The sequence below is a fragment of the [Mycobacterium] stephanolepidis genome (assembly GCF_002356335.1).
GTDB classification, from domain to species: Bacteria; Actinomycetota; Actinomycetes; order Mycobacteriales; family Mycobacteriaceae; genus Mycobacterium; species Mycobacterium stephanolepidis.
On record NZ_AP018165.1, the window covers coordinates 3678302 to 3704229 of the forward strand.

A 25928-nucleotide genomic window follows, 5' to 3' on the forward strand; every position below is an offset into this window, starting at 1 on the left:
CCCGTGTCGGTGGGCGGTTCGACCGCCCAAGCGCGGAACGTTCATAGCTTGTTGGCCCCGACGGTAGTCCGTGTTCACTCGCCTTGCCACCGATTCGTCAGAGTCGTTTCGAGATCGTCATACGATCTTTAGGAGTACGTCAGCGTGAGCACGGCAGCGACTCGAAATCCCGCCGATTTCAACACTCTGACCGATTCGGTAACGGTGGCGCCGGTGGTCACGACATCGTCGACCAGCACCAATTCGGTGTCCGGCCGTCGCGCCCGGCGCAGCGCGACGCGTCCGGACACATTGTGCTGCCGGGCCGACACGGACAGCCCGACCGAATCTCGCGCCCCCATCCTCATGCGCAGCAGGGACGCGAGGTGCACGCCCGGAATCCGGGTGGCGACCGCGGCCAGGGCGGTCACCGGGTCACCGCCTCGCCCGCGTGCCGAAACCCATCGAGTGGGAGCGGGAACCAATGTCACCGGCTGCTCCACAAGATGCCAACACAGCAGCTGCGCCACGCCGCGTGCCAATGCCGCACCGAGCGGAGCGGTGAGATCGCGGCGACCGCGCTCCTTCATGGTCACGATCGCCTGCCGCCGAGCACCCGCGTACCGCCCGAGGGAAAGAACCGGCACACCCGGATCGACCCGCGGCGTCACCACCACCGGCTCGGCGGTGAACGCACACGCGCAGGCCGAACACCACCGGGTGGCGGGTTCCCCACATCCGCCGCAGGTCAGTGGCAGCACCAGATCAAGCATGTGGCCACTGTGCCCGTGGGGTCCGACAGGCTGACCGGGTGCCGCACGGCCTAGAGCGCCGCAACCAGCCTCTCGATCTGATGGCGGTCCAGCACCTCGACCGTCCCGTCGCGTAGCCCGAGAATGCGGTCGGTGGCGATGCCATGGAGCCGCTGACGCTGGACCGCCGCATCGATAGCCTCTGCGCGCGCCTGCGCATCCGGCGCGGCCACAATCCTCTGCACGGTGGCGCCCATGTTGGCCGCGAAGCCCTGAATCATGTCACCGACGCCCTCGGGATCGAATGTCTGGAACACCCCCTCGGCGACTCCGCGGGTGATCAGCTCGGTGAGCACCGGACGAAACTTGTCCTCCCAGATCGCCGAGATCCGGCGCAGCAGCGACTGATTCTCTGGCCGCAACATCGACATCATCGCCGCGATGCTTTCCGGTGCACCCAGCGCCATTTTGACCTCGTAGCTAGCGCGCAGTCCGGCGTTCAGCCGCTCCAACGCGCCCATGCCCGGCTCGGTGAACACCGGACTCAGCACCTCGAAAGCCTGGTCGGCGCTGCGCTCCGCGAGCGCGGCCACCAAGGCTTCCTTTGAGGAAAAATAGTGGTAGAAAGCACCTTTCGATATCCCGGAGGTGGCGATGAGATCGTTGAGGCTCACCTTCTCGTAGCCGCGATCCAGGAAGAGGGACATCGCCAGATCGAGCAATTCGGTCCGGCGCACCTCCGGATGCTTGACCACACGCGGCATGCGTCAGCGCTTCCTGATCCAGCCGACGTAGGTCAGGTACACACCGATGACCGTCGCAAAGAGGAAGAAGAAACGGACCGGGCCGACGGCGGGCACCGAGGCGTCGACCCCCTTCTGTATCAGCTGGGGAAACGCCAACAGAACGAATCCACGCAGGGCCAGAAACCATCCGAACAACGAGATGATCACCGGCGCGAGCCCTCGCCAAACCTGGTGGAAGGCGATGATCATCAGCCCGCAAAACAGCAGCAGGGCACCGAACAGCCATGACCACATCGGGTGCGTGAAGAAGCTGTCGCCCAGGAAACTCAGGTCTGCCGCCCGCACGGCGATGATGGCGGTGACCGTCGCGACAAAGGGGCCAATGACCCGTGCAAATGCGCGTGTACGTAGGGCCGGATCGACCGTGGGGGACGCGGTAGTCATGTCCCGGTCTCCTTTCACACGGCCTGAATAGACCACCGGTCGGTATGTTAGACCACTGGTCGGTATAAGCAAATGGTTTGCCATAGAACGCCAAGCCGACGGACCGATCTGACTAGGCTCGGACACATGGAGACCCGGACAGCACCTGCCGATCCCGAAGTCCTCACCTCGAATCTGCGCGTTGCGCTCGACGGCCGGTTCGGCGCGATACGTGATGCCGCCCGCGAGTACCTGAACCGCGCCGACCTGCTACCCGACCCCTCACTGACACTCGAAGAGGCACGGGCGCGATCACTGCGAATCATGCGCGAACTGGTTCCACATGGCTTGCCACACGCCGGATTCCGCAAGGAACACGGCGGCACCGGCGATGTCGGAGCCGCGATCGTCGGCATCGAGATGCTCGGTTACGCGGACCTGTCACTCATGGTCAAGGCAGGCGTGCAATGGGGCCTGTTCGGCGGCGCTATCGAAAACCTCGGCACCGCAACCCATCACAAGCAGTATGTGGTCCCACTGATCAATCTCGACACCCTCGGCTGTTTCGGCATGACCGAGACCGGCCATGGTTCCAATGTTCAGGCCCTGCAGACCGTCGCCACCTACGACAGCCAGACCGGCGACTTCATTCTGAACTCGGAGGGCTCGCTGGCACGTAAGGACTACATCGGCGGCGCCGCGGAGCACGCCACCGTGGCAGCGGTTTTCGCGCAACTCGTCACCGGCGGTCCCGGCGAGGAGGCATCAGGCCGGGGAGTGCATTGCTTCGTGGTACCCATCCGGGACGCCACGGGCAATGACCTGCCCGGCGTCACCACCAGCGACTGCGGATACAAGGGCGGCCTCGCCGGCGTCGACAACGGGCGCATTGTGTTCGACAACGTGCGGGTGCCTCGCGCCAACCTGCTCAACAAGTATGCGGACGTCAGTGCTGACGGCTCGTACACCTCGCCCATCGAGAATGAGAACAAGCGATTCTTCACCATGCTGGGCACACTCATCCGCGGACGGGTCAGCGTCGCCGCCACCTCCGGTGCAGCGGCCCGCAAGGCGCTGACCATCGCATCGCGATATGCCTTGGTGCGCAAGCAGTTCGATACGCCGGACAGCGACGACGAGGTCATCATCGCCGACTACCTGGTGCATCAGCGCAAGCTACTGCCCCTGATCGCCCGGTCATACGCACTCGCGTTCGCACAGAACGAGCTCACCGAAGAACTGCACGAGGTGCAGACCGCCGATGAGGTGGATGGGGACCGGCAACGTCAGCTGGAAAGCGCCGCAGCAGGTTTGAAGGCGGCAACCAGCTGGCACGCACAGAACACCATCACCGTGTGCCGCGAGGCGTGCGGTGGGGCCGGATACCTCGACGCCAACCAACTCACCATTCTGCGTCGCGATATCGACGTGTTCACCACCTTCGAAGGCGATAACACCGTGCTCACCCAGCTGGTGGCCAAGGAACTCCTCTCGGCGTATGCCGAGGATGTGCGCGGTCTCAACGCAGTGGGCTGGACCCGGTTCATCGCCGGCATGGCCCGCGACGTGATCCTCGAACGCTCGGCGGCGCGACAGGTTATCCAGACCATCCTGGACTCCTCCGACGAGGACGTCGAAGAATCCGATCTCAGCAACCGCGGCACCCAACTGCGGCTGCTGCGTAACCGCGAAGATCACCTGCTGCGCACCGCGGCCACCCGAATGCAGCGCGCCCAATCCGATGAAGAGGACCCCTTCGAGGTGTTCAACTCCGCACAGGACCACATCCTCAAGGTGGGTTCGGCCCACACCGAACGGGTGGTGTTGGAAGCCTTCATCGAGGCGATCGACAGCTGTGACAGCAAGTCCGCACAGGAACTGCTGGAGAAGCTGTGCGATCTGTTCGTCTACAGCACGCTCGAGGCGGACCTGTCGTGGTTCCTCATGCATCGGCATGTCTCGACCGAACGAGCGAAGGCCATCAGGCGCGGTGTCAATCAACTGTGTGAGGAGCTGCGCCCGCATCTGAGCACTCTGGTGGATGCTTTCGGAATTCCCGAGGCGCTGCTCGCCACGGAGATGATCCCCGACAACTAGCCCGTCAGCACCGGAATAGCTTGCGGCAGCATCAGTGGACGTACCTCGATCCACCGCTCCTCGGGGGTCCCCAATCCCGTCAGCTGCAGTACGCCCCGCGCATCGGCGATGTAGATGATGGCCGGTGAAGCGACGATCGTGGACACCGGAGTCAACAGATTACGGTCGTCCAGATCGGAGTTCACTCCGTCGAGATTCACGTTGGCCACCAGGTGCGACCCGTCGTTGCGGGCCACCACGATGTCGTCACCGGTGCGCCAGGCCAGCGACACCGCGGAGTTGCCGAGCCCGAAGCCGAGGCGGCGCGGGTGCACCAGCGCGTAATCGCCGCTGTCGGTCTGTATCACCGTCGCCAGGATCACCTGGCCATCGATGATCATCGCGGCACGCGTGCCATCGCGAGACAGCGCCAGCTCTGTGATCAGTCCCTTGTACGCCTGGGCCACGGCAGATGATTCGACGGGCAGCACCGCCACCATCGATGTGGTGGCTTCCTGGATGACCCTGACCACTCGACCACCGTCGATAACCACCCACACCGCGTCGTCCAGGGCCCAGGTCGGGCGGGTCAACGTCTTACCGCCGACCGCCTCGCTGCCGTTGGCGCCGTTGGCACCCACCCACATCGACATCTGCGGATCATCTCCGCCCTGCACTCGAATGACCGAGGCCACCTGACGCCCGCTACGCGACAGCGCAGCCGAAACCTGGTTTCCCACTTGGCCAAACGATCCACGTACCGGCGCCGCCGCGTCACGGTCGACCGTGACCAGAGACCCATTCAGCAGACCGTAGAGGCCCACACCAGCACCCTCCGACGCACCGGGGTCGGTCGACGCGACGTTCTGGGTACTCCAGCCCTGTGACAGCTGTTCGTCCAGCGGAGCGCCGTTGACCTGCAGGACGTACGGCCCGGCGATACCGGCGCGCGATAGCGTCCAGATCACTTGCGCGGCCAGGAACTGCCGGGTCCGCTGATCTGGTGTCAGATCGCCTTCCAGCTCGACCCGCACACCGCCGTACCCGCGCCCCACGTCCACTCTGCTGCCGTCGGCGCGCGTCACGGGGCCACGCAACCGCAGCCCGCTCAGGTGATTGCGTACCGCCCCAGCCAGTTCCGGGCGCGGACCGGACAGAAGCTTGTACACGAGCTCGGTGGCCAGCTGATCGGGGTCGTTGACCGCCACATAGCGTGGGTCGGGTACGACCGTGCGACCGGCCGGGTCCGCGAAATACACGGTGTAGCGCCTATAGGTGGTCTGGAACTGCGCCCAGTCCAGAAAGACCCCGTTGGGCAGCGAGTCGATTCGCCACTCGCCGTTGACCTTTACCAAGGTGAACTGCGGGTCCTGGATATCGCCCTGTGCGGTCTCGAACACTCCGATATCGGACAGGGTGCCCAACTTGTTGGCGCGCACATTGATCGTCCACCGGTCGATGCCGCGCCGGTCTGCGAACGCCGGAGACTCGATGAGCACCGCGTCACCCGCGTCGTCCCACGTCCGTGAGCCGGATTCGGTGAGGAACTGCCGGGCAGCCCGGTGCCTGTTCAACGGCTCGGAAGTGGCCTTCAAAAACTCGCGCAACACCGTCTCGGGTTCCATCCCCGGGGTGGGTGCGGGCACCCCCGGCGGCAATGGCCGTTGCACCGTCCCGATGGCCTGCGGAGAGGACGAGGACGGCACTCCGGCGCAGCCGGTGACCCCGAGTGCCACCGCGATCAGTACCGCGGCCACCTTGCGGCGCATCAGGACGACTCCCGCACGCGGTCGGCCTTGGTACCCGAGGTACGCATCGGCGTGGTCTCCTGCTCCCCCGGTTGGGTGCCACGTTCCCCCGGTTGAGTTCCCCGCGAAACCGGTCGGCGCGCACCAGCACTCGGACGGCTGGTCGGGTTCAACGGAAGCGGGCTCGTAGTCACTTTGTGCCCACGAACCAACGGCACCGTCAACCGGAAAAGCGCCCCATTGCCCGGTTCACCCCACGCCTCCAGCCGACCCTGATGCAACCGAGCGTCCTCGACGCTGATCGCCAACCCCAGCCCAGTGCCGCCGGAATGACGCTTGCGCGACGGGTCCGCACGCCAGAACCTGTTGAACACCAACTTTTCCTCACCGGGGCGCAGGCCAACCCCGCGATCTCGCACGGTGACGGCGACGCTATCGATATCGGCGGCCATCCGGATGGTGACGGGTTTGTGCTCGCTGTGGTCGATCGCGTTGGCGACCAGGTTGCGCAGAATCCGCTCCACCCGACGGGGATCCACCTCGGCGATGATCTCGCTGTCGGGCATGTCGAGCTCTACCTGGGTGTCCAACTCGTCCGCCAGGTGCTTGACCGAAGCCACCACGGTCTTGACGGTGTCACGCAGATCCACCTGCTCCACGGCGAGCTCGGCCACACCGGCGTCGTGCCGTGAGATTTCCAGCAGGTCGCTCAGCAGCGTCTCGAACCGGTCGAGCTCGTTGACCATCAGTTCGGCGGAACGCTGCAGCGCCGGGTCGAGTTCCTCACGGTTGTCGTAGATGAGATCGGCCGCCATACGCACCGTGGTCAACGGTGTACGCAGTTCGTGGCTGACATCGGAGGTGAAGCGGCGCTGCAGGTTTCCGAACTCTTCGAGCTGAGTGATCTCCCGCGAGAGGCTTTCGGCCATATCGTTGAACGACACCGCGAGCCGTGCCATGTCGTCGACACCGCGCACCGGCATGCGTTCGGACAGATGCCCTTCGGCGAATCGCTCGGCAATGCGCGAGGCCGACCGCACCGGCAACACCACCTGACGCGCGACCAACAGTGCGGCGGCCGCCAACAGCACCAGCAGCACCACACCGCCGGTGACGATGGTGCCGCGCACCAGCGAAATCGTGCTTTCCTCGTTCGACAACGGGAAGACCAGGTACAGCTCAAGCGCGGTGACCTTCGACGTGGTCGGCGAGCCGATGACGAGGGCCTTCCCCGAGAAACTCTCGGTGTGGACTGTCGAATACTGATAACTGACCTGACCGGCCTTCACGAATTCGCGCAGGGGGCCGGGGATCTGGTTGGCGGGGCCCGCCGATGTCGCCTCACGGGGACCGTCACCGGGGACCAGAAGGACGGCGTCGAACGCTCCGGCGCCACCGCCCTCGGAACCCTTACTGCCGTTCAACAGCTGGTTACGGGCCAGCTCCAGACTGCTTTGCAGCGACCGGGTTTCCTCGCCACCCACGTCATCGCTGACGATGACGCGAGCGCGCTCCATTTCTTCGGTCGCGACCCGAGTCTTCGATTCCAGAATTCGGTCGGTCACCTGGCTGGTGAGCACGAATCCCAGAATCAGGATGACCAGGGAGGACAGCGCCAAATTGGACACCACCACCCGCACCTGCAGGGAACGGCGCCAGGTGAACCCGACCGCTCGACTCAGTGCCTTCAGTCCGCGTACCAGTGGTGCCGATCGCCGCTGAATGCGCCGCTTCGAGCTGAAGATCACGGGGGTCCGGCCTTATATCCCACTCCTCGAACGGTCAACACCACGGTCGGATTCTCGGGGTCCTTCTCGACCTTCGCCCGCAGCCGCTGCACGTGGACGTTCACCAGCCGGGTATCGGCCGGGTGACGGTAGCCCCACACCTGTTCGAGCAGCACATCACGAGTAAACACCTGGCGCGGTTTGCGTGCCAGCGCCACCAGCAGGTCGAACTCCAGCGGGGTCAGGGAGATCTGCTCGCCCTCGCGCGTCACCTTGTGCGCGGGCACATCGATGTCGATGCCCGCGATGTTCAGCAGCTCGGCGGGCTCGTCGTCGTTGCGCCGCAACCGGGCACGAATACGTGCGACGAGCTCCTTGGGCTTGAACGGCTTCATGATGTAGTCGTCGGCGCCCGATTCCAGACCGAGCACCACATCGACGGTGTCGGTCTTGGCGGTCAGCATGACGATCGGCACACCGGAATCGGAACGCAGCACCCGGCATACGTCGATGCCGTTCATCCCGGGCAGCATGAGATCCAACAGAACCAGATCGGGGCGCAGCTCACGGACGGCGGTGAGCGCCTGAGTGCCGTCGCTCACCACTGCCGTCTCGAAGCCCTCCCCGCGCAACACGATGGTGAGCATCTCTGCCAATGACGCGTCATCGTCGACAACAAGGATCCTTTGCCTCATAGAGCCCATCGTGTCACTAGATCGTGACAAAACCGGGGTACCAAAGGGGCGAGTTGCGAACTAGTCTCGCGCGAGCTGCTGGCGGATCCTGAACTTCTGAATCTTCCCGGTCGCTGTTCTGGGCAGGGAATCGACGAACTCGACGCGTTTGGGGCATTTGTACCCGGCCAGATTCTCCCGGCAGTGCGCGATGAGATCCGGCCCCGTCGGTGGATCTGTCCCCGGGTCTGTCACCGCGACCACCACGACGGCGGTAACCAGCTCGCCCCACTTCTCGTCGGGCACTCCGACGACCGCGGCCTCACGGACTCCGGGATGAGATATGAGCGCGTCTTCCACTTCGATGGAGGAAACGTTCTCGCCGCCGGTAATGATGATGTCCTTCTTGCGATCCGAGATGCTCAGGTATCCGTCGGACATCGATCCGCGGTCACCGGTATGAAACCAATTGCCCGCCAATGCCTCCGTGGTCGCCTCCGGCTGGTCCCAGTAGCCGTCAAGGTTCGTGTTCGACCGGGTGAGCACCTCACCGTCCTCCGCGATCGATACCCGGACGCCTATCGCAGGGGCTCCCGCGCGGCCCAGCATGCGGGCCTGCTGATGCTCGTCCAGATCGGCCCATTCGGACCGAAATCGATTCATCGTGATGAGCGGTGCGGTCTCGGTGAGCCCGTATATCTGGATGAACTCCCAGCCGAGTTCGGCACGCACCCGCTCGATGGTGCGCGTCGGGGGCGGCGCACCCGCGACGATGATCCGAACCCGGTCCCGGCCGGGGATCGGCCCCTGCCAGCGGGCTGCGGCATCCAGCACAGAGTCGACGACCGTTGGCGCCGCGCACATCACAGTGACCCCGTGCTCTGCGATACGCCGCAGGATCTCGTCGCCGTCGACCTTGCGCAGCACGATGTGCCGACCACCCATGCCGGTCGCCGCATACGGCCACCCCCACCCGTTGCAGTGGAACATCGGCAACGTGTGCAGCAGTACGTCGTCGTCACGCAGGGTGGCGTGCAACCCGAAAACGACTGCGTTGATCCAGATATTGCGATGAGTGAGTTGCACACCCTTGGGCCTACTCGTGGTTCCTGAGGTGTAATTCAAAGTGGCGGTGTCTGATTCGGTACACGACCAGGGTCTCGGATCAGCCCGGTGCGGTGAGCCGATCTCACCGAATACGGCGGCGTCATCCTCCCCCAGCACGAAGTTATGGGTGGCGCGCACGGCGTCGAGCAGCCCGCGCACCTCCGGGTCCACTATCAGTACCGACGCCCGTGCATGCTCGACGATGTATTCGATCTCAGCGGGAGCCAACCGAAAATTGATGGGCACCAGGATGCGTCCCCACCCGGAAACGCCGAAGAACGAGGTGAGCAGTCGTGCACTGTTCTGCGAGACGATCGCCACCCGCTCCCCCGGCCCGACGCCCAGACCGTCAAGCGCCGCGGCCTGCCCGCGCGCCCGCTCGGCAAGCTGCCGGTAGGTCACCGCCCCCCAGGAGGGCGCCGGTTGCACCGGCTCGTCGACAACGCCGATGCGATCGGGATACACCAGCTCCGCGCGGTCCAGGAAATCTCGCACACTCAGATCGAAGAACACGCACCAATCCTGCCGTCCCACCCCCAATGTGGCGCGGATATCCACGAAGCACAGGTATGTCTTGCCGACCACCGACAGACGGGTGTTTAATGATGGCGCTTTGTTCAGCAGTGGTTCATGTGCGCTTTGCGCACACGCTTAGGAGGTGACGCGACTATGTCCGATAGTCAACCTCCGAGTATCCACAGCGCCTTCTAACGCGGATCAGGGTCGCGCTCGAAGGCGCTCTTGTTGCACCAACACCGTTGCGTGCACCTCGAAGCCACTGCAAGAGAACAGGACCCATCATGAGTCATTGGGATGTCATCATCCGTGTAGCCCTGGGGTTTGGCCTGGGTTGCGTCATCGGGATCGAGCGGCAGTGGCGCGCCAAGAATGCCGGCCTGCGCACCAACGCGCTGGTGTGCCTGGGTGCGACACTCTTCGTCATCATGGGCGGCTACAGCTTCCATGGCCCCGGCGCCGACCCGACTCGCGTTGCAGCACAGATTGTTTCGGGTATCGGTTTCCTCGGCGCCGGAGTGATCATGAAGCAGGGCGCCACCATCACCGGGCTCAACACCGCCGCCACCATGTGGGCCACCGCTGCCGTGGGCGCGCTGGCCGGCGGCGGGATGTACGACGTCGCGATCGTCGGCACCGCGGCCATCGTGCTGGCCAACGTGCTGTTGCGGCCGCTCGGACATCTGCTGGATCGCCAACCGGCCATCGGCCGCGAGGCCCGGCCTGCCGAATACCTGTTCGAGGTCACCACCACCGACGAGACCGAGGCGCATATCCGCGCACTCACCGTACAGGCCGTGAGCAGGCCTGAATTCGCGCTGCAATCGGTGCGGTCCTATGACGTCGAAGACGGCAAGCATGTGCGCGTGGTGGCGAAACTGAGCGCCGAAGAACGCAACGACTCGCTACTCGAGTCGGCGGTGAGCCGCCTGTCGATGGAACCCGCCGTCTCATCGGTGCGCTGGCATGTCGACCGTGAAGAAAAGGCCGAATCCAGTGAATGGTGACCCACCACGCGGTCTCACCGGTCGAGTGTGAAGCCACGGCGGTAATTCGGCGAAGTACCCGCCGAATCTTCACACTCGACGCAGGAGCCTCTCCGCCAATGCATCCGGGTCGCCGCCATCGGTGATCACCCACGGGCCGCCCCAATTCCGTTGCGCCAAATCGGCATACGCCGCGGAGACCCGCGACTGCAGATCCGCATCACGCTCATAGGTATCGCGGGTGCGCGCGCTCTCCCGCTCCTCGCGGTGCCGCGCCCGCTGCTGGGCAAGCTCCGGGGAGACGTTCAAGAACACCTGCCAGTCGGGATGTGGCAGGCCGAAGCGTTGGTACTCAAGCTCATCTACCCAGCGCGCCATGTCGCCGTCGCCGTCCTGATGCAGCCGCGCCGCGCCATAAGCGGCGTTGGAGGCGACCCAGCGATCCAGTATCACCAGATCGTTCGCGGCGATCAGCTCGGCTATCTCGCCGAGCGCACTGCGGCGGTCGAGGGCGAACAGCAATCCCATCGCGTACGCGGAGGACACCACATCGCCGTGCCCGCCCGTGAGCGACTCGGCCGCGAGGTCGGCGTACACCGAGCGCCCGTAGCGCGGAAAGTCCAGCGTCGCAACGGATAACCCCTGCTTACCGCAGCGCTTCGTCAGCGCCGCGGTAAGCGTGCGCTTGCCCGCACCGTCGACACCCTCGATCGCAATCAGCTGACCCACGGCTGGTCAGCCTACGCAAAGGCCCCCGGCACCGGAGTGCAAGGGGCCTCTACGCGGATGAGCGGCGATCAGTAGCGGTAGTGCTCCGGCTTGTACGGGCCTTCCACGTCGACGCCGATGTACTCGGCCTGATCCTTGCTGAGCTTGGTCAGCGTGCCGCCGAGAGCCTCGACGTGAATGCGCGCGACCTTTTCGTCCAGGTGCTTGGCCAGTCGGTAGACCTCGTTGTCGTACTCGTCGTTCTTGGTCCACAGCTCGATCTGCGCGATCACCTGGTTGGAGAAGCTGTTGCTCATCACGAACGACGGGTGGCCGGTGGCGTTACCCAGGTTGAGCAGACGGCCCTCGGACAGCACGATGATCGACTTGCCCGAGTCACCGAACGTCCACAGGTCGACCTGAGGCTTGATGTTGAGCCGCGTGGCACCGGACTTCTCCAGGGCCGCCATGTCGATCTCGTTGTCGAAGTGGCCGATGTTGCCCAGAATCGCCTGGTCCTTCATGGCCTTCATGTGGTCCAGCAGGATGATGTCGTAGTTGCCGGTGGCGGTCACCACGATGTCGGCATTGCCGATGGCCTGCTCGACGGTCACGACGTCGAACCCGTCCATGAGCGCCTGCAGCGCGTTGATCGGGTCGATCTCGGTGACCTGCACACGAGCGCCCTGCCCCGCGAGGGACTCGGCGCAGCCCTTGCCGACGTCGCCGTAGCCACAGATCAGCACCTTCTTGCCGCCGATGAGCACGTCGGTGCCGCGGTTGATGCCGTCGACCAGCGAGTGCCGGGTGCCGTACTTGTTGTCGAACTTGCTCTTGGTCACCGAGTCGTTGACGTTGATGGCCGGGAACGCCAGCTCGCCGGCAGCGGCGAACTGGTACAGACGCAGCACACCGGTGGTGGTCTCCTCGGTGACGCCCTGGACAGATTCGGCGATCTTGGTCCACTTGTCCTTGTCGGTCTCGAACCGCTCACGCAGCAGGTTCAGGAAGACCTTGTACTCGGCCGAGTCGTTGTCGTCGGCCGGGGGCACCACGCCGGCCTGCTCGAACTGCGCACCGCGCAGCACCAGCATGGTGGCATCGCCGCCGTCGTCGAGGATCATGTTGGCCGGCTCGTTCGGCCAGGTGAGCATCTGCTCGGCGGCCCACCAGTACTCCTCCAGCGTCTCGCCCTTCCAGGCGAAGACCGGGGTGCCCTGGGGCTCCTCCGGGGTGCCGTGCGGGCCGACGACGATGGCCGCCGCCGCATGGTCCTGGGTAGAGAAGATGTTGCAAGAGGCCCAGCGCACCTCGGCACCGAGGGCCGTCAACGTCTCGATCAGCACCGCAGTCTGGATCGTCATGTGCAACGAGCCCGAGATGCGAGCGCCCTTGAGCGGCAACACATCAGCGTACTCACGACGCAGTGCCATGAGACCGGGCATCTCGTGCTCGGCGAGACGGATCTCCTTGCGGCCGAACTCGGCCTCGGAGAGATCGGCCACCTTGTAATCAATGCCGTTGCGTACGTCGGCCACCAGCTCGGTCATCGCCACCTCAATCGCGTCTCTTGAATATTTCCCGGATGTCAATTCAATTGACACACACGGGTCCGTCACCAGGTTAGCGCGTGTAAGCAACGGATAGTTAGATCAGGTAGCGAGATTTGTGGATGCGCAGGTCACTGGGGGCCTCTCCCGCTCGCGGGGGTCTTGTCGGCGAGCGCGTTGGCCTCTACGAATGGGGACAGCAGGCGCGCCATGTCGAGCGCCACATCATGATCCGATTCCGGCGGCATCGATATGTAACTAATCGCCAGCCGCACAATCGACCTCGCGAGGATGGCCGCGCCTTCCTCGCCGGCGGCCACCCAGCTGTTCGCGAACGACTCGGTGAGCCGCGCCGATGCCGGCAGCACGATCAGCGCGCTGTCGACCGTCACGAGGCGCATGAGCTCAGGCTTGGCCTCACCCGTCAACAGCGAGATGACCATGGGGTCTGCGGCGCTTTCGGCGAAGAAGGCCGCGAACCCCCGATGCAAGGCGCCGTGGATGTCGCCGACGTTGGCGTAGATCGCATCGTTGACAGCTTCGGCCAACCGCAAGGCCAGCCGCAGTGCGTACCCCTGAGCCAACCCCTGCCGGGAACCGAACTCGTTGTACAGCGTCTGACGACTGACTCCCGCCCGGCGGGCCACCGCCGACATCGTCACCGCCGACCAATCCTGATGACGTAGAAGATCTCCGAGCGCATCAAGAACCGACTCGCGAAGCAGCGCCCTCGCGGCCTCGGCATACGGCACTCGTGGCGTCACACCGTGGAGCCCGGCAGGCGCGGTGTATTCGGTCAATGTCATGGCCGCGCGATCTCCACCATCACGAAGTCGGTCTTGGCTGCCCCACAGTCCGGGCAGCTCCAGTCCTCGGGGATGTCATCCCAGCGAGTACCCGGCTCGATTCCGTCCTCTGGCCACCCCAGCGCCTCGTCGTACTGAAATCCACACTGCATGCATTCGAACAACTTGTAGTCGTTCTCGCTCATGATTCCGCTCCTTGCAGGGCTTCAAAATCCACCTTCTCGCGCACTCCGCAGTCGGGGCAGCACCAATCGTCGGGAACCTCTGACCATGCCGTCCCGGCCGGGAACCCCTCGCGCGGGGCGCCCGTGTTCTCGTCGTACACGTACTGACATATGGGGCAACGGTACTGGGACATGTCAGGCGGCCTGTTCTGTTACGCCGTACTTGGCCAGAATCTTGGCGCGCTTGCTCGGTTGGACGTTGACCTTGGTGATATCGCCGTCGTAGTGATCCAGCACCCGCTGATCCATGACTTTGCGCCACAGCGGCGGGAAGTACGCCAGCGTCAGCATCGTGGCGTACCCGCTGGGCAGGTTCGGAGCACCGTCCATGCTGCGCAGCATCTGGTAGCGCCGGGTGGGGTTGGCGTGGTGATCGCTGTGCCGCTGCAGGTGGTACAGGAAGATGTTGGTCACCAGGTGATCGGAGTTCCAACTGTGTTTGGGGGTGCAGCGCTCGTACCGCCCGTCGGCGACCTTCTGCCGCAGCAGCCCGTAGTGCTCCAGGTAGTTCACCGTCTCCAGGAAGGTGAAGCCGTAGATGGCCTGAATGATCAGGTATGGGATGACCGCGGTGCCGAAGATGGCGATGGTGACCCCGAACAGCACCACCGTCATCAGCCAGGCGTTCACCACGTCGTTGCTCGGGTGCAGCACGAAGCGGTTCAGCCGCTTCATGCGCGTGGCCTCCAGATTCCACGAGGACTTCAGGCTGCCCCAGACGCTGCGTGGCCAGAAGCCCCAGAACGTCTCGCCGAATCGCGAGCTGGCCGGATCCTCGGGTGTCGCGACGCGCACATGGTGTCCGCGGTTGTGCTCGATGTAGAAGTGCCCGTAGAAGGTCTGCGCGAGTGTGATCTTCGAGAGCCAGCGCTCCAGCTCATCCTTCTTGTGTCCCATCTCGTGCGCAGTGTTGATCCCGACGCCGCCGAGCACACCGATCGAGAAGGCAATACCCAGCTTGGAGATCCAGCTGATGCCGTTGTCGAACCCGATCCAACTCAGGTCGGTGGCGGTGAAGTAGTAGGCCCCCAGAAAGAAGCTCGCGTACTGGAAGGGGATGAAGATGTACGTGCAGTAGCGGTAATACTTGTCGTTCTCCAGCGCCTCCATCACCTCATCGGGCGCGTTCTCACCGTCGGTACCGAACCGCAGATCCAGCAGCGGCAGGATCACGTACACCAGCAGTGGGCCGATCCAGAAGAAGAACGGCGAGAACTGCTGCCATCCGAGCTGGTTCATCGCATACACCAGCGCCGTCGCAATGAAGATCGCGGTGGGGGGGATCATCCCGTACAGCCACATGTGGCGCTTGCGGTCGCGCCACTGGACGGGCAGGTCATGGGCTGCATCAAGGTTTGACGTCATCGTCACCATCTCCTCGGTCTATATCTGCGTGAGGTACGTCACCGAACAGATTTTACAATAGGACATGATTCGTCGCCTGTCCAGACAAATAACTATGTTTTGTAAAATAAGTGGTGGTGCGCGTCATGCAGAGGGGACCTAAGCAGAGAAGGGAGCGCGCTACTTCTCGACAGCTACCCGCAACCCCAGCACCGAGTGCCTGCGGCTGTAGGCGAAGTAGACGATCACGCCGATGGCCATCCAGACCAATGCGAACATCCACGTGCGGACAGCGAGGTTGAGCATCAACCACCCGCACGCCAGGATCGCGACCACGGGCAGCCACGGCACACCCGGCGTGCGGAAGCTCCGAGGTAAGTCGGGGCGGGAGCGCCGCAGCACGATGACGCCGGCCGACACCAGAACAAAGGCGAACAATGTTCCGACGTTGACGATCTCCTCCAGCCCCTCTATCGGGGTGAGGGACGCCGCTATCGCGACAAGAAAGCCCACGATCAGGGTGATACGTATCGGTGTGCCGTGCGATCCCGTCCGGGCGAGTTCGCGCGGCAGCAGTCCATCCCGGCACATCGCGAAGATGACCCGGATCTGCCCGAGCATCAGCACCATCACCACCGTGGTCAGCCCCGCCAACGCGCCGATGGCGATGACCTTGGCCGCCCAGTCGACACCGTTGAGGTGAAATGCCGTGGACAGATTCGGATGTGAATCGGCCGCCCGTAGGTCGCTGTACTTGACCATGCCGGAGAGCACCACCGTGACCGCGACGTACAGAACGGTGACGATGACGAGCGAGGCGATGATGCCGCGCGGCACATCCTTTTGCGGGTTGCGCGTTTCCTCCGCGGTGGTGGCCACGACATCGAATCCGATGAATGCGAAGAACACGATCGAGGCGCCGGCCAGCACCCCGAACCAGCCGTACTGGCTTCCGGAACCGCCGGCGATGAACGAAAACAGGGACTGATCCACACCGGTCCTGCTGGAGCTCCCCGCCTCCGCCGGTGGGATGAACGGTGTGTAGTTGGCCGCCTTGATGAAGAACGCGCCGACGATGATCACCAGTAGCACCACCAAAACCTTGACGGTCGTGATGACAAGGGACACCCGTGAAGACAGCTTGGTGCCGACGGCCAGCAGCACCGTCAACACCGAGACAATGAGCAGCGCACCCCAGTCGACCTTGAGCGAACCGAGATACACTGCGCCACTGGATAACCCAAACACTGTGCTCAGATAACTCGACCAGCCCTTCGCAACGGTGGCCGCGCCAACCGAGAACTCCAAAATGAGGTCCCACCCCAGGATCCAGGCGGCGAACTCACCGAATGTCGCATAGGAGAACGTATAGGCGCTGCCGGCAACCGGAATGGTCGACGCAAACTCGGCGTAGCACATCGCAGCCAGGCCGCACCCGATCGCGGCCATGATGAAGGAAAGCGATATCGCCGGGCCGGTGACATTGGCGGCCGTCGATGCCGTGACGGTGAAGATACCGGCTCCGATGACCACAGAGACCCCGAAAACGGTGAGGTCCCACCACGTTAGGTCCCTACGGAGCTTCGTTTCCGGCTCGTCGGTATCCGCGATCGACTGTTCGACAGACTTGGTTCGCCACAATCCGCTACCTGGCATTACGGCAGTCTTGCACAACCCCCGCGCTCACCACTGTTGATCACACCGGGCGGCTACGAATTGACGGTAGAACGATCCAGATCGGGCTCGAGGTAGATCACCTGCGCGATCGGCACCGCCTCACGCACGCGCCGCTCCGCGGCATCGATCGTGGCAGCGACCAACGGCAGATCCGCATCGGGTGCGATCGCGATCTTGGCCGCGACCAGAAGCTCCTCCGGACCCAGATACTGCGTACGGCAATGGATTACCCGCTCGACGTGATCGGCGCCGGTCAGCGCGTCCAGGATCGCGTGCTCCTGCGTCGCGGTCGCACCCTCACCGATCAGCAGGCTCTTCATCTCAACCATCAAGACAATCGCGATGACACCCAACAGCACGCCGATCGCTATGGTGCCGATCCCATCCCACACGGGGTCGCCCGTCAGAATCGTCATGCCGACGCCGAACAGCGCGAAGGCCAGCCCCAGTAGGGCACCGGTGTCTTCGAGCAGCACGACGGGAAGCTCGGGGTTGCGGGAGTTTCGGATGAACTGCCACCAGCTGGCCTTACCCTTCAGCGGTTTGGATTCCACGAAGGCGGTACGGAAGCTGTAGCCCTCCAAACCTATCGCCAACACCAGGATCACAACCGCGACAATGGGCGACTGCAGATGCTCGGGAGCATGGATCTTGTGATAGCCCTCATAGAGGGCGAAGACCGAGCCGAGCGTGAACAGCACCAGCGCGACCACAAACGAGTAGAAGAAGCGGCTACGCCCATATCCGAACGGGTGCAGTCGATCTGCTTCCTTACTCGCGGCGCGCTGCCCGTAGAGCAGCAGCCCCTGGTTAGAGGTGTCCGCCACCGAGTGCACGGACTCGGCAAGCATCGACGAACTCCCGGTGATCAGGAAGCCGACGAACTTGGCCGCCGCAATACCCGCGTTCGCCGCCAGCGCCGCGATGATCGCCCTCTTACTGCCGCCTGCCGACATCGACTCTCCTTCTGTTCCCCGCGCTCGTATTGTCCTGCCGGACGGTCATGTGTCCGCGTCGACTGTTGCCATGAATACACGGGCATCGGAGTGCCCGGTCAGCGTCACATCTCCGCCGTCAGCCGGTATCCACACCGACTGTCCCGCATGCACGTCAAGATCCGGCCCTTTACCGCCCAACCGCACACTGCCCCGGGTGCACAGCACTATCCGCGGTCCCTTCACGTCCACCGGGATGCGTTCACCGTCCACCAGATCGAATCGCGACAACGCGAACTCCTTGGCGGGTGTGAGGTACCGAGTCTGCGCACCGTCGGTGACGGTCTCAACATGCAGGTGCTTTTCGGCGGCAGGTGAAAAATCCAGCACCCGAAGCAATTCGGGCACATCGACGTGCTTGGGGGTAAGTCCGCCGCGCAGCACGTTGTCGGAATTGGCCATGATCTCGACCGCCAAACCGCGCAGGTACGCGTGCAGATTTCCGGCGGGCAGGTAAATCCCCTCCCCCGGTTCCAGCGTGAGCCGATTCAGCAACAGCGAGGCAAGCACTCCGGCGTCCGCCGGATAGCGCTCGCCCAACTCCAGAAGTGTGCGCGCCTCGCCGACGAAACGCTCATGGCCGGAGGACAGATAGCGCACGGCACCCTCGAGCACCGCGGGCACCAACAGATCCAGACTGGGCTGCGGAAGGGTTATCCAGGTGGTGAACAGGGCGCGTAGCCCGTCGGCGTCGGATTGTCCGGCCAACAGATTCACATACGGTGTCAGCTCGCCGACATCGAGCGCGCGAAAGAGTTCGACGGTGTCACCGGGGTCGCGGAAGCCTGCCAGCGCCTCGAAACGATCTAGCGCCACAACCAGTTCCGGCTTGTGGTTGCGATCTCGATAATTGCGCACCGGAGAGTTGAGCGGGACACCCGCCGCCTCTTCACGCGCGTACCCGTCTGCCGCCTGCCGCGCACTGGGGTGGGCCTGCAGCGAGAGCGGCTCGTCGGCCGCCAGCACCTTGAGCAGGAATGGCAATTGATCACCGAACTCCGCCACCGATGCCGGACCCAACTGCCCCGCCGGATCTGCGGCCACCACATCGAGTAATGACTGTGCGCCACCACCGGTTTCCAGGTAAGCCGGGTCGGCGGGGTGCGCACCCAGCCACAGTTCGGCTTCCGGATGCGGTGTCGGTGTGGGGCGCCCGGTGAACTCGGCGATCGCCGTCCGCGAACCCCAGGCGTACGTCCTGATCGCCCCCCTGAGCAGATTCACAGCCCGGATCTCCCCCCGCCAAGCCGGGCGTAGACCGAGGCCATCTCGAGCCGTGTCGCGAGCATCATCAGCTGCGCGAGCTCCGACGGTCGGGCCGACACGTCGCCGAGGTCGGTGGTGCTCACCAGCTGGGCTTCGTCGATGCCATCGATCCTCGCCGCAACCGATTGGAAGTCGCTATCGGTCGCAAGGGCAAGTATCCGCGGTGGACCATCGCCGCGAGGACCATCGATGAACTCGTCATGGAACAGTGAGCTCTCACCAGAACTCCTGCTCGACAAGGCATCCCGCATCGCGGCCAACGCCTGCGGAAGGCCGCACGCGGTAGCGGTGCGCTGCGTCAACCGCAGCAGCGTCGCCGCCGCGTGCTGAGCGAGCGCAACGGTGGCCGACCGATCCCCGCAGAACACTGCGGGACCGCCGGTCAATCGCGTCGCGATCACCTTGGCGGCGTTGGTGAAGATCTCCCGGCCCACGGTGTTCCGCGACACTTCGCCGTCCACTTCATCGGCGATGGCCATGACATCGGGTGCGATGGCCCTGTCGAGCACCCCCAGCACCGCCGCCCCGACGGCAAGGTTGTGAGCAAGACTGAATGTGTCGGGCACGCGCAACCGGGGCGCCAGTGAAATCGCCCGGCCGGCACCGGAATCCGCCAAAGGTCCCTCATCGGGTGCGGCGATGACCACCCGCGCGCCCCGACGCGTCCCCACCGACACCGCAGCGGTGAGGGCAGGATCACCGGCATCGTCACCGGCGACCACCATGACATCGAGCGGGCCCACCCACACCGGGGCCCGGCTGGCGGTTACGAACGGAAGACTCGCCGTATCCGACAGCGCCCCAGCCAGAACCGCTCCCGCCGTCGCGGCCGTGCCGCGGCCCGCGACCCACACGAGCGCGCGCGACCGGTCCTCCACGTGAAGCGGCTCCAGGGCGCCCTCGGCGATGGCCGTACCGACCGCCCGCACCTGTGAGCCGGCCATCGAAGCGGCCTGCAGCGAACCATCGCGGTCGGCCGCCAACAGCGCCTCGGCGTCGTCCAGATCGATGGTGGCCTTCATCAGGTCGCGGCCTCGGTGCGGTCGACCAACTCGGTGACGCGCGCGACCACACCCGCCACATCTTCGTCGGTGCGGGCCTCGACGTTGAGGCGCAGCAATGGCTCGGTGTTGGACGTGCGCAGGTTGAACCACGTTCCGGTACCGATGTCGACGGTGACACCGTCGAGATGATCGATCGAAACTATCTGTGTGCCAAATGACTTCAACACCTCATCGATGCATGCCTTGGCATTCGAGACGCGGAAGTTGATCTCGCCGGAAGACGCGTACCGCTCGTAATCAGACATGAGATCTGAGAGTGGCCGGTCCTGCTCGCCCAGGGCTGCCAGCACGTGAAGTGCCGCCAGCATTCCGGAGTCGGCGCCCCAGAAGTCCCGGAAGTAGTAGTGCGCGGAATGCTCACCGCCGAAGATCGCGCCCGTCTCGGCCATCAGCGCCTTGATGAACGAGTGCCCGACGCGAGAGCGCACCGGCGTTCCGCCATGCTCAACGACAAGCTCGGGGACGGCACGCGAGGTGATCAGATTGTGGATGATGGTGCCGCCGATTTCCCGGTCCAGCTCTCGACGCGCCACCAAAGCGGTTACCGCGGAAGGAGAGACGGCCCGTCCGCGCTCATCGACCACGAAGCATCGGTCGGCGTCGCCGTCAAAGGCGAGCCCGATGTCGGCACCCTCGGCCACCACGAAGGCCTGCAGATCGCGCAGGTTCTCCGGATCGAGCGGGTTGGCTTCGTGGTTGGGGAAATTGCCGTCCAACTCGAAGTACAACGGCGCGAGCGCAATCGACGGAATCGCGCCCAACACCGCCGGTGTCGTGTGCCCGGCCATACCGTTACCCGCGTCCACAGCCACTCGGAGGGGGCGTGCCCCGCTCAACTGAACCAGTGACCGCAGGAACTCGCCGTACTCGGCGAGAACATCACGTTCGGTGACCGTGCCCGCCGGACCGTCGTGCGCGGGCACTCCGTTGATCAGCTCCTCGCTGATGATGGCCAGGCCGGTGTCCCTGCCTACCGGCTTGGCACCGGCGCGACACAGCTTGATTCCGTTGTACGCGGCCGGGTTGTGGCTGGCGGTGAACATGGCTCCCGGGCAATCCAGCAGCCCCGAAGCGAAGTACAGCTGATCAGTGGACGCCAGTCCGATCTGCACGACATCGACACCCTGCGCGGTGACGCCCTCGGTGAACGCCTGGGCCAGCGGAGGCGACGAGTCCCGCATGTCGCGGCCCACCACGATCCGCAATGGCGCACCGGCGTCTGCCCGCTCGGCCTTGACCAGTCGTGCGAACGAAGAACCCACCTCGAACACGAACGACTCGTCGATCTGCTCACCCAGGAGGCCCCGGACGTCGTACGCCTTGATGACTGCGTGGACAGCGTCGGCGGACCGGGCCATGACGAGTGCACTCCTATTGATCTGTCGAGCGAGGGACGTTAGGTGTCGCTGGCCAGCCTAGTGGTCGGCGAGTGCCCAACGTGAACGTCCGGCGAGAGGGTACAGAATGTCACCGGGCCAAGCCGAAATCACCTGATCAGAACTACTCGGCAGGATCCGGTAGAACCCGCAGATGTCCGCGGCGCCGCCCGACCGGGGCCGGATGCACGGGCCGGGGAGCAGCCGAGGTGGCCGGCGCTCCCATATCGAGTACGGGCTCGCTGAATCCCGCCGCAGCCATCCGCACTCCGGTGGGTTCCCGAACCGCATCGGCCAGGGCAACCAGGTCGTCATCCTCGGGGTTCGACGGCAAGGGGCCGTTGTACCGGACCAGCTCCCAGCCACGGGGCGCGGTGATCCGGCTCGCGTGTTGCACGCACAGATCCCACGAATGCGGCTCGCTGGACGTGGCCAGCGGCCCAACCACGGCCGTCGAGTCCGCATAGACGAACGTCAACGTCGCCACGGCGGAACTCGGGCACCCGGGTCGACAGCAGCGACGGGGGGCTCTCACAAACGTTGAGGCTAGCGTGCGCAAACACGTTCCGACCCGCAGACACGCGCTGTGAACCCACCGAGACCCTCCAGTGACCAGGTAGAGACCCCGGGGTGATCGGCTCGTTGTGATTCGTCAGCCACAGCAGTCACACCGTTACCATTTCCCGTATGGCACGTGACGGACGGCGCGGCGGCTCGGCTGGCGGGTCGAGCTCGCAGGGCTCTCGACGGGGGCGCGATTTTCGTGGCCCGCTCCTGCCGCCGACCGTTCCCGGCTGGCGCTCACGCGCCGAGCGCTTCGATATGGCGGTGTTGGAGGCCTACGAACCCATCGAGCGGGCGTGGCAGTCGCGGTTGGAGGGTCTCGATGTCGCGGTGGACGAGATTCCGCGCATCCAACCCAAGGATCCCGAGTCTGTGCAATGGCCGCCGGAGGTGATCGCTGACGGACCGATCCCGCTGGCAAGGCTCATTCCTGCCGGCGTCGACACCCGGGGCAACACCACCCGGGCGCGAATTGTCCTGTTCCGCAAGCCGATCGAATTACGCGCGAAGAAATCTGGGGATTTGTCGGATCTCCTGCACGATCTGCTGGTGGCGCAGGTTGCCACCCACCTGGGGGTGGAACCATCGGTGATCGACCCGACCATCACCGATGAGGGCGACTAACCGCCCGGTCGAACGCGGAGTTAGATGATGCCCCGCTTCAGGCGGCGGCGCTCACGCTCGGACAACCCGCCCCAGATACCGAATCGCTCGTCGTTGGCCAGTGCGTACTCAAGGCACTCGTCCTTGACTTCGCAGCCCTGGCAGATGCGCTTGGCCTCGCGAGTCGACCCGCCCTTCTCAGGGAAGAACGCCTCGGGATCGGTCTGTGCGCACAGCGCCTTCTCTTGCCACTGATCATCAGCGACACCAATCAGCGCATCAAAATCGTTCTGCACCAACGTCAGATGCGGACGTGCGGGCGGCAAGCCCGTCGCACCCGTGCCGACGCCGGAACTCAGCTCGTCGTGTGCGCCAAATTCATTGTGCCCGAACAGCATCGTCCCGCCTCCTCACCATTCCCACTTGCAGTCGTCGTGCCCGGTTTCGTGCCACATTGTCGCTTTCCCGGCCATTCCATTCGAACATCTGATCGAATCTCGGTCTGCGCCTGCAACTTCCAAACCCAGCCCGAGGAATGACACTGGTGTGATTACACACGTGTTCGCTGCCGGGGTCAAGCGAAGGACGAAAATTCATACCATCTACGACCGACAAAATCGGCGTGGCGCCCTCGTGGCGTGTCGCATCATTGCCGGCGCACTAGTCTCGGTCAGCGTGAAACTCACCGTCCTCGTCGGCGGCGTCGGCGGAGCGCGCTTCCTGCTCGGCGTCCAACGCTTGCTCGGATCAGACTCCAGCAAGCATCAGATAAACGCCATCGTGAACATTGGCGACGACGCCTGGATGCATGGCGTCAGGATCTGCCCTGACCTGGACACCTGCATGTACACCCTGGGCGGCGGGATCGATCCGGAACGCGGCTGGGGGCACCGCGGCGAGACCTGGAACGCCATGGAGGAACTGGCTGCCTACGGCGCCCAGCCCGACTGGTTCTCGCTCGGCGACAGGGACCTGGCCACTCACCTGATACGCAGTCAAATGCTGCGAGCCGGTTATCCGCTATCAGCGGTCACCGAAGCGTTATGCAATCGATGGCAGCCCCGAGTCCGCCTGTTACCCGCCAGCGACGACCGCTGCGAGACCCACGTGGTGATCACCGACCCCGCCGATGGAGAGCAGCGCGCCATCCACTTCCAACAGTGGTGGGTACAGCACCGAGCACAGGTACCCACCCACAGTTTCGCGTTCGTCGGCGCGGACGAAGCAAAGGCGGGCCCGGGCGTTGCCGAGGCCATCGCAGAGGCGGATGCCGTCTTGCTGGCGCCGTCCAATCCGGTGGTGAGCATCGGGGCCGTCCTGGAGGTCGGCGGAGTTCGCGGGGCGCTCCGCACAACCGCTGCTCCGGTCATCGGATACTCGCCAATCGTGTCCGGTAAGCCACTCCGCGGAATGGCTGACGAATGTTTGCGCGTGATCGGTGTCGAGGTGAGCTCGCAAGGTGTCGGGGAACACTTCGGCGCCCGCTCACAGACCGGCATCCTGGATGGCTGGCTGGTCGACGAGGGTGACGCGGCTCACATTGCGGGAGTTCAGGTACGGTCAATTCCGCTGCTCATGACCGACCCGGACGCGACGGCGGCGATGGTGCGTGCGGGACTCGACCTGGCCGGAGTTACTCTATGACCCCATCTGCGGATTCCCCTGCACCGGAACATGGTTCGGCGGCTCCGGTGGAGATCTTACCCATTGCGGGCCTGCCGGAATTCCGCCCCGGCGACGATGTCGCCGGAGTCATAGCCCAGGCCGCGCCATGGGTTCGAGACGGCGATGTGATCGTGATCACCAGCAAGATCATCTCCAAGGCCGAGGGTCGGATCGTCGCCGCGCCGACCGACCCCGAGGCACGGGACACCTTGCGCCGCAAACTGATCGACTCTGAGTCGGTCCGCGTACTGGCCCGCAAGGGAAAGACACTGATCACCGAGAACACCATCGGCATCGTGCAGGCCGCCGCCGGAATCGACGCGTCCAATGTCGATACCGCCGAACTCGTGCTGCTCCCCACCGACCCCGATGGCAGCGCGGCGGCGGTGCGAGCGGCGCTGTCGCGACAGCTGGGCGTGAACGTAGCCGTGGTGATCACCGACACCATGGGAAGGGCCTGGCGAAACGGCCAGACCGATGCCGCCATCGGTTCTTCCGGCATCCCCGTCCTGTACGGCTACGCCGGCGCAAAGGACAAGCACGGCAACGAGCTTCAGGTGACAGAGGTGGCCATCGTCGACGAGATCGCCGCGGCCGCCGACCTTGTCAAGGGCAAGCTCACCGATGTGCCGGTTGCGGTGGTGCGGGGTCTGTCGGTGCCCGACGACGGCAGCGTGGCCCGCGATCTGCAGCGCTCGGGACCCGACGACCTGTTCTGGCTCGGCACCGCAGAAGCGCTCGAGCAGGGGCGTCGCGATGCGGTACTGGTGCGCCGCTCGATCCGGCAATTCGCTGATATCGCAGTCGATTCCGATCTGTTACGGGAAGCCATCGGTGAGGCGTTGACGGCACCCGCTCCGCACCACACCCATCCGGTGAGATTCGTATGGGTACGGGATCTGACGACACGGCGCGCACTGTTGGACGCCATGAAGCAGGCATGGGCCGTGGATCTCAGCGGCGACGGACGCACCCAGGAATCCGTCGAGAAGCGGGTCGCCCGCGGACAGATCCTCTACGACGCACCCGAAGTCGTGATCCCGTTCCTGGTACCCGACGGAGCCCACGACTACCCCGACGAGCGCCGGACTGCGGCGGAGCACACCATGTTCACCGTCGCGGTAGGCGCCGCGGTACAGGCTCTGCTGGTGGCGCTGGCAGCGCGGGGCGTGGGGAGCTGCTGGATTGGGTCCACCATCTTCGCCGCCGACATCGTCCGCAGGCAGCTCGAGTTGGATGCCTCATGGGAACCGATGGGAGCCATCGCCATCGGGTACCCGGACGGATATCCCGAGGCGACGCTGGAACCCCGCACTCCCCTGCCTGCCGGCCAGATGCTGGTTGAGCTGTGA

25 protein-coding genes are annotated in these 25928 nt (G+C 64.6%); 5 read left to right on the top strand and 20 right to left on the bottom strand.

What is annotated here, in order from left to right; translation table 11 throughout:
• Window positions 1-128: 128 nt before the first annotated feature.
• The 3 genes from MSTE_RS18310 to MSTE_RS18320 are packed head-to-tail and all read right to left on the bottom strand — an operon-like array spanning window position 129 to window position 1921.
• Entirely contained in the window at window positions 129-752 is a 624-nt protein-coding gene (locus tag MSTE_RS18310) for a ComF family protein (protein ID WP_096503360.1), read from the bottom strand.
• Between the two features lie 50 nt (window positions 753-802).
• On the bottom strand, window positions 803-1495 hold the full coding sequence (locus tag MSTE_RS18315; protein ID WP_096503362.1) for a TetR/AcrR family transcriptional regulator: 693 nt from the start codon (window positions 1493-1495) through the stop codon (window positions 803-805).
• A gap of 3 nt (window positions 1496-1498) precedes the next feature.
• Entirely contained in the window at window positions 1499-1921 is a 423-nt protein-coding gene (locus tag MSTE_RS18320) for a hypothetical protein (protein ID WP_096503364.1), read from the bottom strand.
• 126 nt (window positions 1922-2047) lie between these two features.
• Between MSTE_RS18320 and MSTE_RS18325 the strand changes: the two genes are divergently transcribed.
• Entirely contained in the window at window positions 2048-3997 is a 1950-nt protein-coding gene (locus MSTE_RS18325; protein WP_096503366.1) for an acyl-CoA dehydrogenase family protein, read from the top strand.
• Here the strand turns inward: MSTE_RS18325 and lpqB are convergent.
• The 4 genes from lpqB to MSTE_RS18345 are packed head-to-tail and all read right to left on the bottom strand — an operon-like array spanning window position 3994 to window position 9745.
• Window positions 3994-5748, bottom strand: a complete 1755-nt coding sequence (lpqB, locus tag MSTE_RS18330; RefSeq protein WP_096503368.1) for an MtrAB system accessory lipoprotein LpqB — start codon at window positions 5746-5748, stop codon at window positions 3994-3996. The genes MSTE_RS18325 and lpqB overlap by 4 nt on opposite strands.
• Window positions 5745-7472 (bottom strand): MtrAB system histidine kinase MtrB, encoded by a 1728-nt coding sequence (gene mtrB, locus MSTE_RS18335; RefSeq protein ID WP_096503370.1) that lies wholly within the window; start codon window positions 7470-7472, stop codon window positions 5745-5747. The genes lpqB and mtrB overlap by 4 nt, the downstream gene beginning before the upstream one ends.
• A complete protein-coding gene (gene mtrA / locus MSTE_RS18340; RefSeq protein ID WP_014850711.1) occupies window positions 7469-8155 on the bottom strand; it encodes a two-component system response regulator MtrA in 687 nt (228 codons plus the stop codon). The genes mtrB and mtrA overlap by 4 nt, the downstream gene beginning before the upstream one ends.
• Before the next feature lie 51 nt (window positions 8156-8206).
• Window positions 8207-9745: an AMP-binding protein gene (locus tag MSTE_RS18345; RefSeq protein WP_096506073.1), complete on the bottom strand. Its 1539-nt coding sequence runs from the start codon at window positions 9743-9745 to the stop codon at window positions 8207-8209.
• A 287-nt stretch (window positions 9746-10032) separates the two neighbouring features.
• Between MSTE_RS18345 and MSTE_RS18350 the strand changes: the two genes are divergently transcribed.
• Complete coding sequence (locus MSTE_RS18350; protein WP_096503372.1) at window positions 10033-10755, top strand: MgtC/SapB family protein; 723 nt, start codon at window positions 10033-10035, stop codon at window positions 10753-10755.
• Window positions 10756-10824: 69 nt separating this feature from the next.
• Here the strand turns inward: MSTE_RS18350 and MSTE_RS18355 are convergent, their stop codons facing one another.
• The 12 genes from MSTE_RS18355 to MSTE_RS18410 all read right to left on the bottom strand — a co-directional run bounded on the left by MSTE_RS18355 (window position 10825) and on the right by MSTE_RS18410 (window position 22279).
• The gene (locus MSTE_RS18355) at window positions 10825-11463 is read right to left on the bottom strand and encodes a dTMP kinase (RefSeq protein WP_096503374.1); all 639 of its coding nucleotides are present in this window, start codon (window positions 11461-11463) and stop codon (window positions 10825-10827) included.
• Between the two features lie 68 nt (window positions 11464-11531).
• Entirely contained in the window at window positions 11532-12992 is a 1461-nt protein-coding gene (gene ahcY / locus MSTE_RS18360) for an adenosylhomocysteinase (RefSeq protein WP_096506075.1), read from the bottom strand.
• 131 nt (window positions 12993-13123) lie between these two features.
• Window positions 13124-13744: a TetR/AcrR family transcriptional regulator gene (locus MSTE_RS18365; RefSeq protein ID WP_162291677.1), complete on the bottom strand. Its 621-nt coding sequence runs from the start codon at window positions 13742-13744 to the stop codon at window positions 13124-13126.
• Between the two features lie 50 nt (window positions 13745-13794).
• Window positions 13795-13983: a rubredoxin gene (locus MSTE_RS18370; protein ID WP_096503377.1), complete on the bottom strand. Its 189-nt coding sequence runs from the start codon at window positions 13981-13983 to the stop codon at window positions 13795-13797.
• Entirely contained in the window at window positions 13980-14156 is a 177-nt protein-coding gene (locus tag MSTE_RS18375) for a rubredoxin (RefSeq protein ID WP_096503378.1), read from the bottom strand. The genes MSTE_RS18370 and MSTE_RS18375 overlap by 4 nt, the downstream gene beginning before the upstream one ends.
• Before the next feature lies 1 nt (window position 14157).
• Window positions 14158-15387 (bottom strand): alkane 1-monooxygenase, encoded by a 1230-nt coding sequence (locus tag MSTE_RS18380; RefSeq protein WP_096506077.1) that lies wholly within the window; start codon window positions 15385-15387, stop codon window positions 14158-14160.
• 159 nt (window positions 15388-15546) lie between these two features.
• Window positions 15547-17022 carry an amino acid permease gene (locus tag MSTE_RS18385; RefSeq protein WP_096503380.1) on the bottom strand — a complete coding sequence of 492 codons (1476 nt, stop codon included), beginning with the start codon at window positions 17020-17022 and terminating at the stop codon, window positions 15547-15549.
• Between the two features lie 53 nt (window positions 17023-17075).
• Entirely contained in the window at window positions 17076-17999 is a 924-nt protein-coding gene (locus MSTE_RS18390) for a cation diffusion facilitator family transporter (RefSeq protein WP_096503382.1), read from the bottom strand.
• A 45-nt stretch (window positions 18000-18044) separates the two neighbouring features.
• Window positions 18045-19262 (bottom strand): mannose-6-phosphate isomerase, class I, encoded by a 1218-nt coding sequence (manA, locus tag MSTE_RS18395; protein WP_096503384.1) that lies wholly within the window; start codon window positions 19260-19262, stop codon window positions 18045-18047.
• Window positions 19259-20326 (bottom strand): TobH protein, encoded by a 1068-nt coding sequence (locus MSTE_RS18400; RefSeq protein ID WP_096503386.1) that lies wholly within the window; start codon window positions 20324-20326, stop codon window positions 19259-19261. Before MSTE_RS18400 ends, manA begins: the two co-directional genes overlap by 4 nt.
• Window positions 20326-21726: a phosphomannomutase/phosphoglucomutase gene (locus tag MSTE_RS18405; protein WP_096503388.1), complete on the bottom strand. Its 1401-nt coding sequence runs from the start codon at window positions 21724-21726 to the stop codon at window positions 20326-20328. The genes MSTE_RS18400 and MSTE_RS18405 overlap by 1 nt, the downstream gene beginning before the upstream one ends.
• 142 nt (window positions 21727-21868) lie before the next feature.
• Complete coding sequence (locus MSTE_RS18410; RefSeq protein ID WP_096503390.1) at window positions 21869-22279, bottom strand: DUF3499 domain-containing protein; 411 nt, start codon at window positions 22277-22279, stop codon at window positions 21869-21871.
• 152 nt (window positions 22280-22431) lie between these two features.
• Here MSTE_RS18410 and MSTE_RS18415 point away from each other — a divergent pair, with 152 nt between their 5' ends.
• On the top strand, window positions 22432-22932 hold the full coding sequence (locus tag MSTE_RS18415; protein ID WP_075874157.1) for a metallopeptidase family protein: 501 nt from the start codon (window positions 22432-22434) through the stop codon (window positions 22930-22932).
• Window positions 22933-22952: 20 nt separating this feature from the next.
• Here MSTE_RS18415 and MSTE_RS18420 read toward each other — a convergent pair whose 3' ends face one another.
• Window positions 22953-23207 (bottom strand): WhiB family transcriptional regulator, encoded by a 255-nt coding sequence (locus MSTE_RS18420; protein ID WP_030096897.1) that lies wholly within the window; start codon window positions 23205-23207, stop codon window positions 22953-22955.
• A 379-nt stretch (window positions 23208-23586) separates the two neighbouring features.
• On the opposite strand from MSTE_RS18420, the gene cofD reads away from it, so the two are divergent.
• Both cofD and MSTE_RS18430 read left to right on the top strand, forming a co-directional pair.
• Window positions 23587-24555 carry a 2-phospho-L-lactate transferase gene (cofD, locus tag MSTE_RS18425; RefSeq protein WP_162291457.1) on the top strand — a complete coding sequence of 323 codons (969 nt, stop codon included), beginning with the start codon at window positions 23587-23589 and terminating at the stop codon, window positions 24553-24555.
• Window positions 24552-25928 (top strand): coenzyme F420-0:L-glutamate ligase, encoded by a 1377-nt coding sequence (locus MSTE_RS18430; RefSeq protein ID WP_096503396.1) that lies wholly within the window; start codon window positions 24552-24554, stop codon window positions 25926-25928. Before cofD ends, MSTE_RS18430 begins: the two co-directional genes overlap by 4 nt.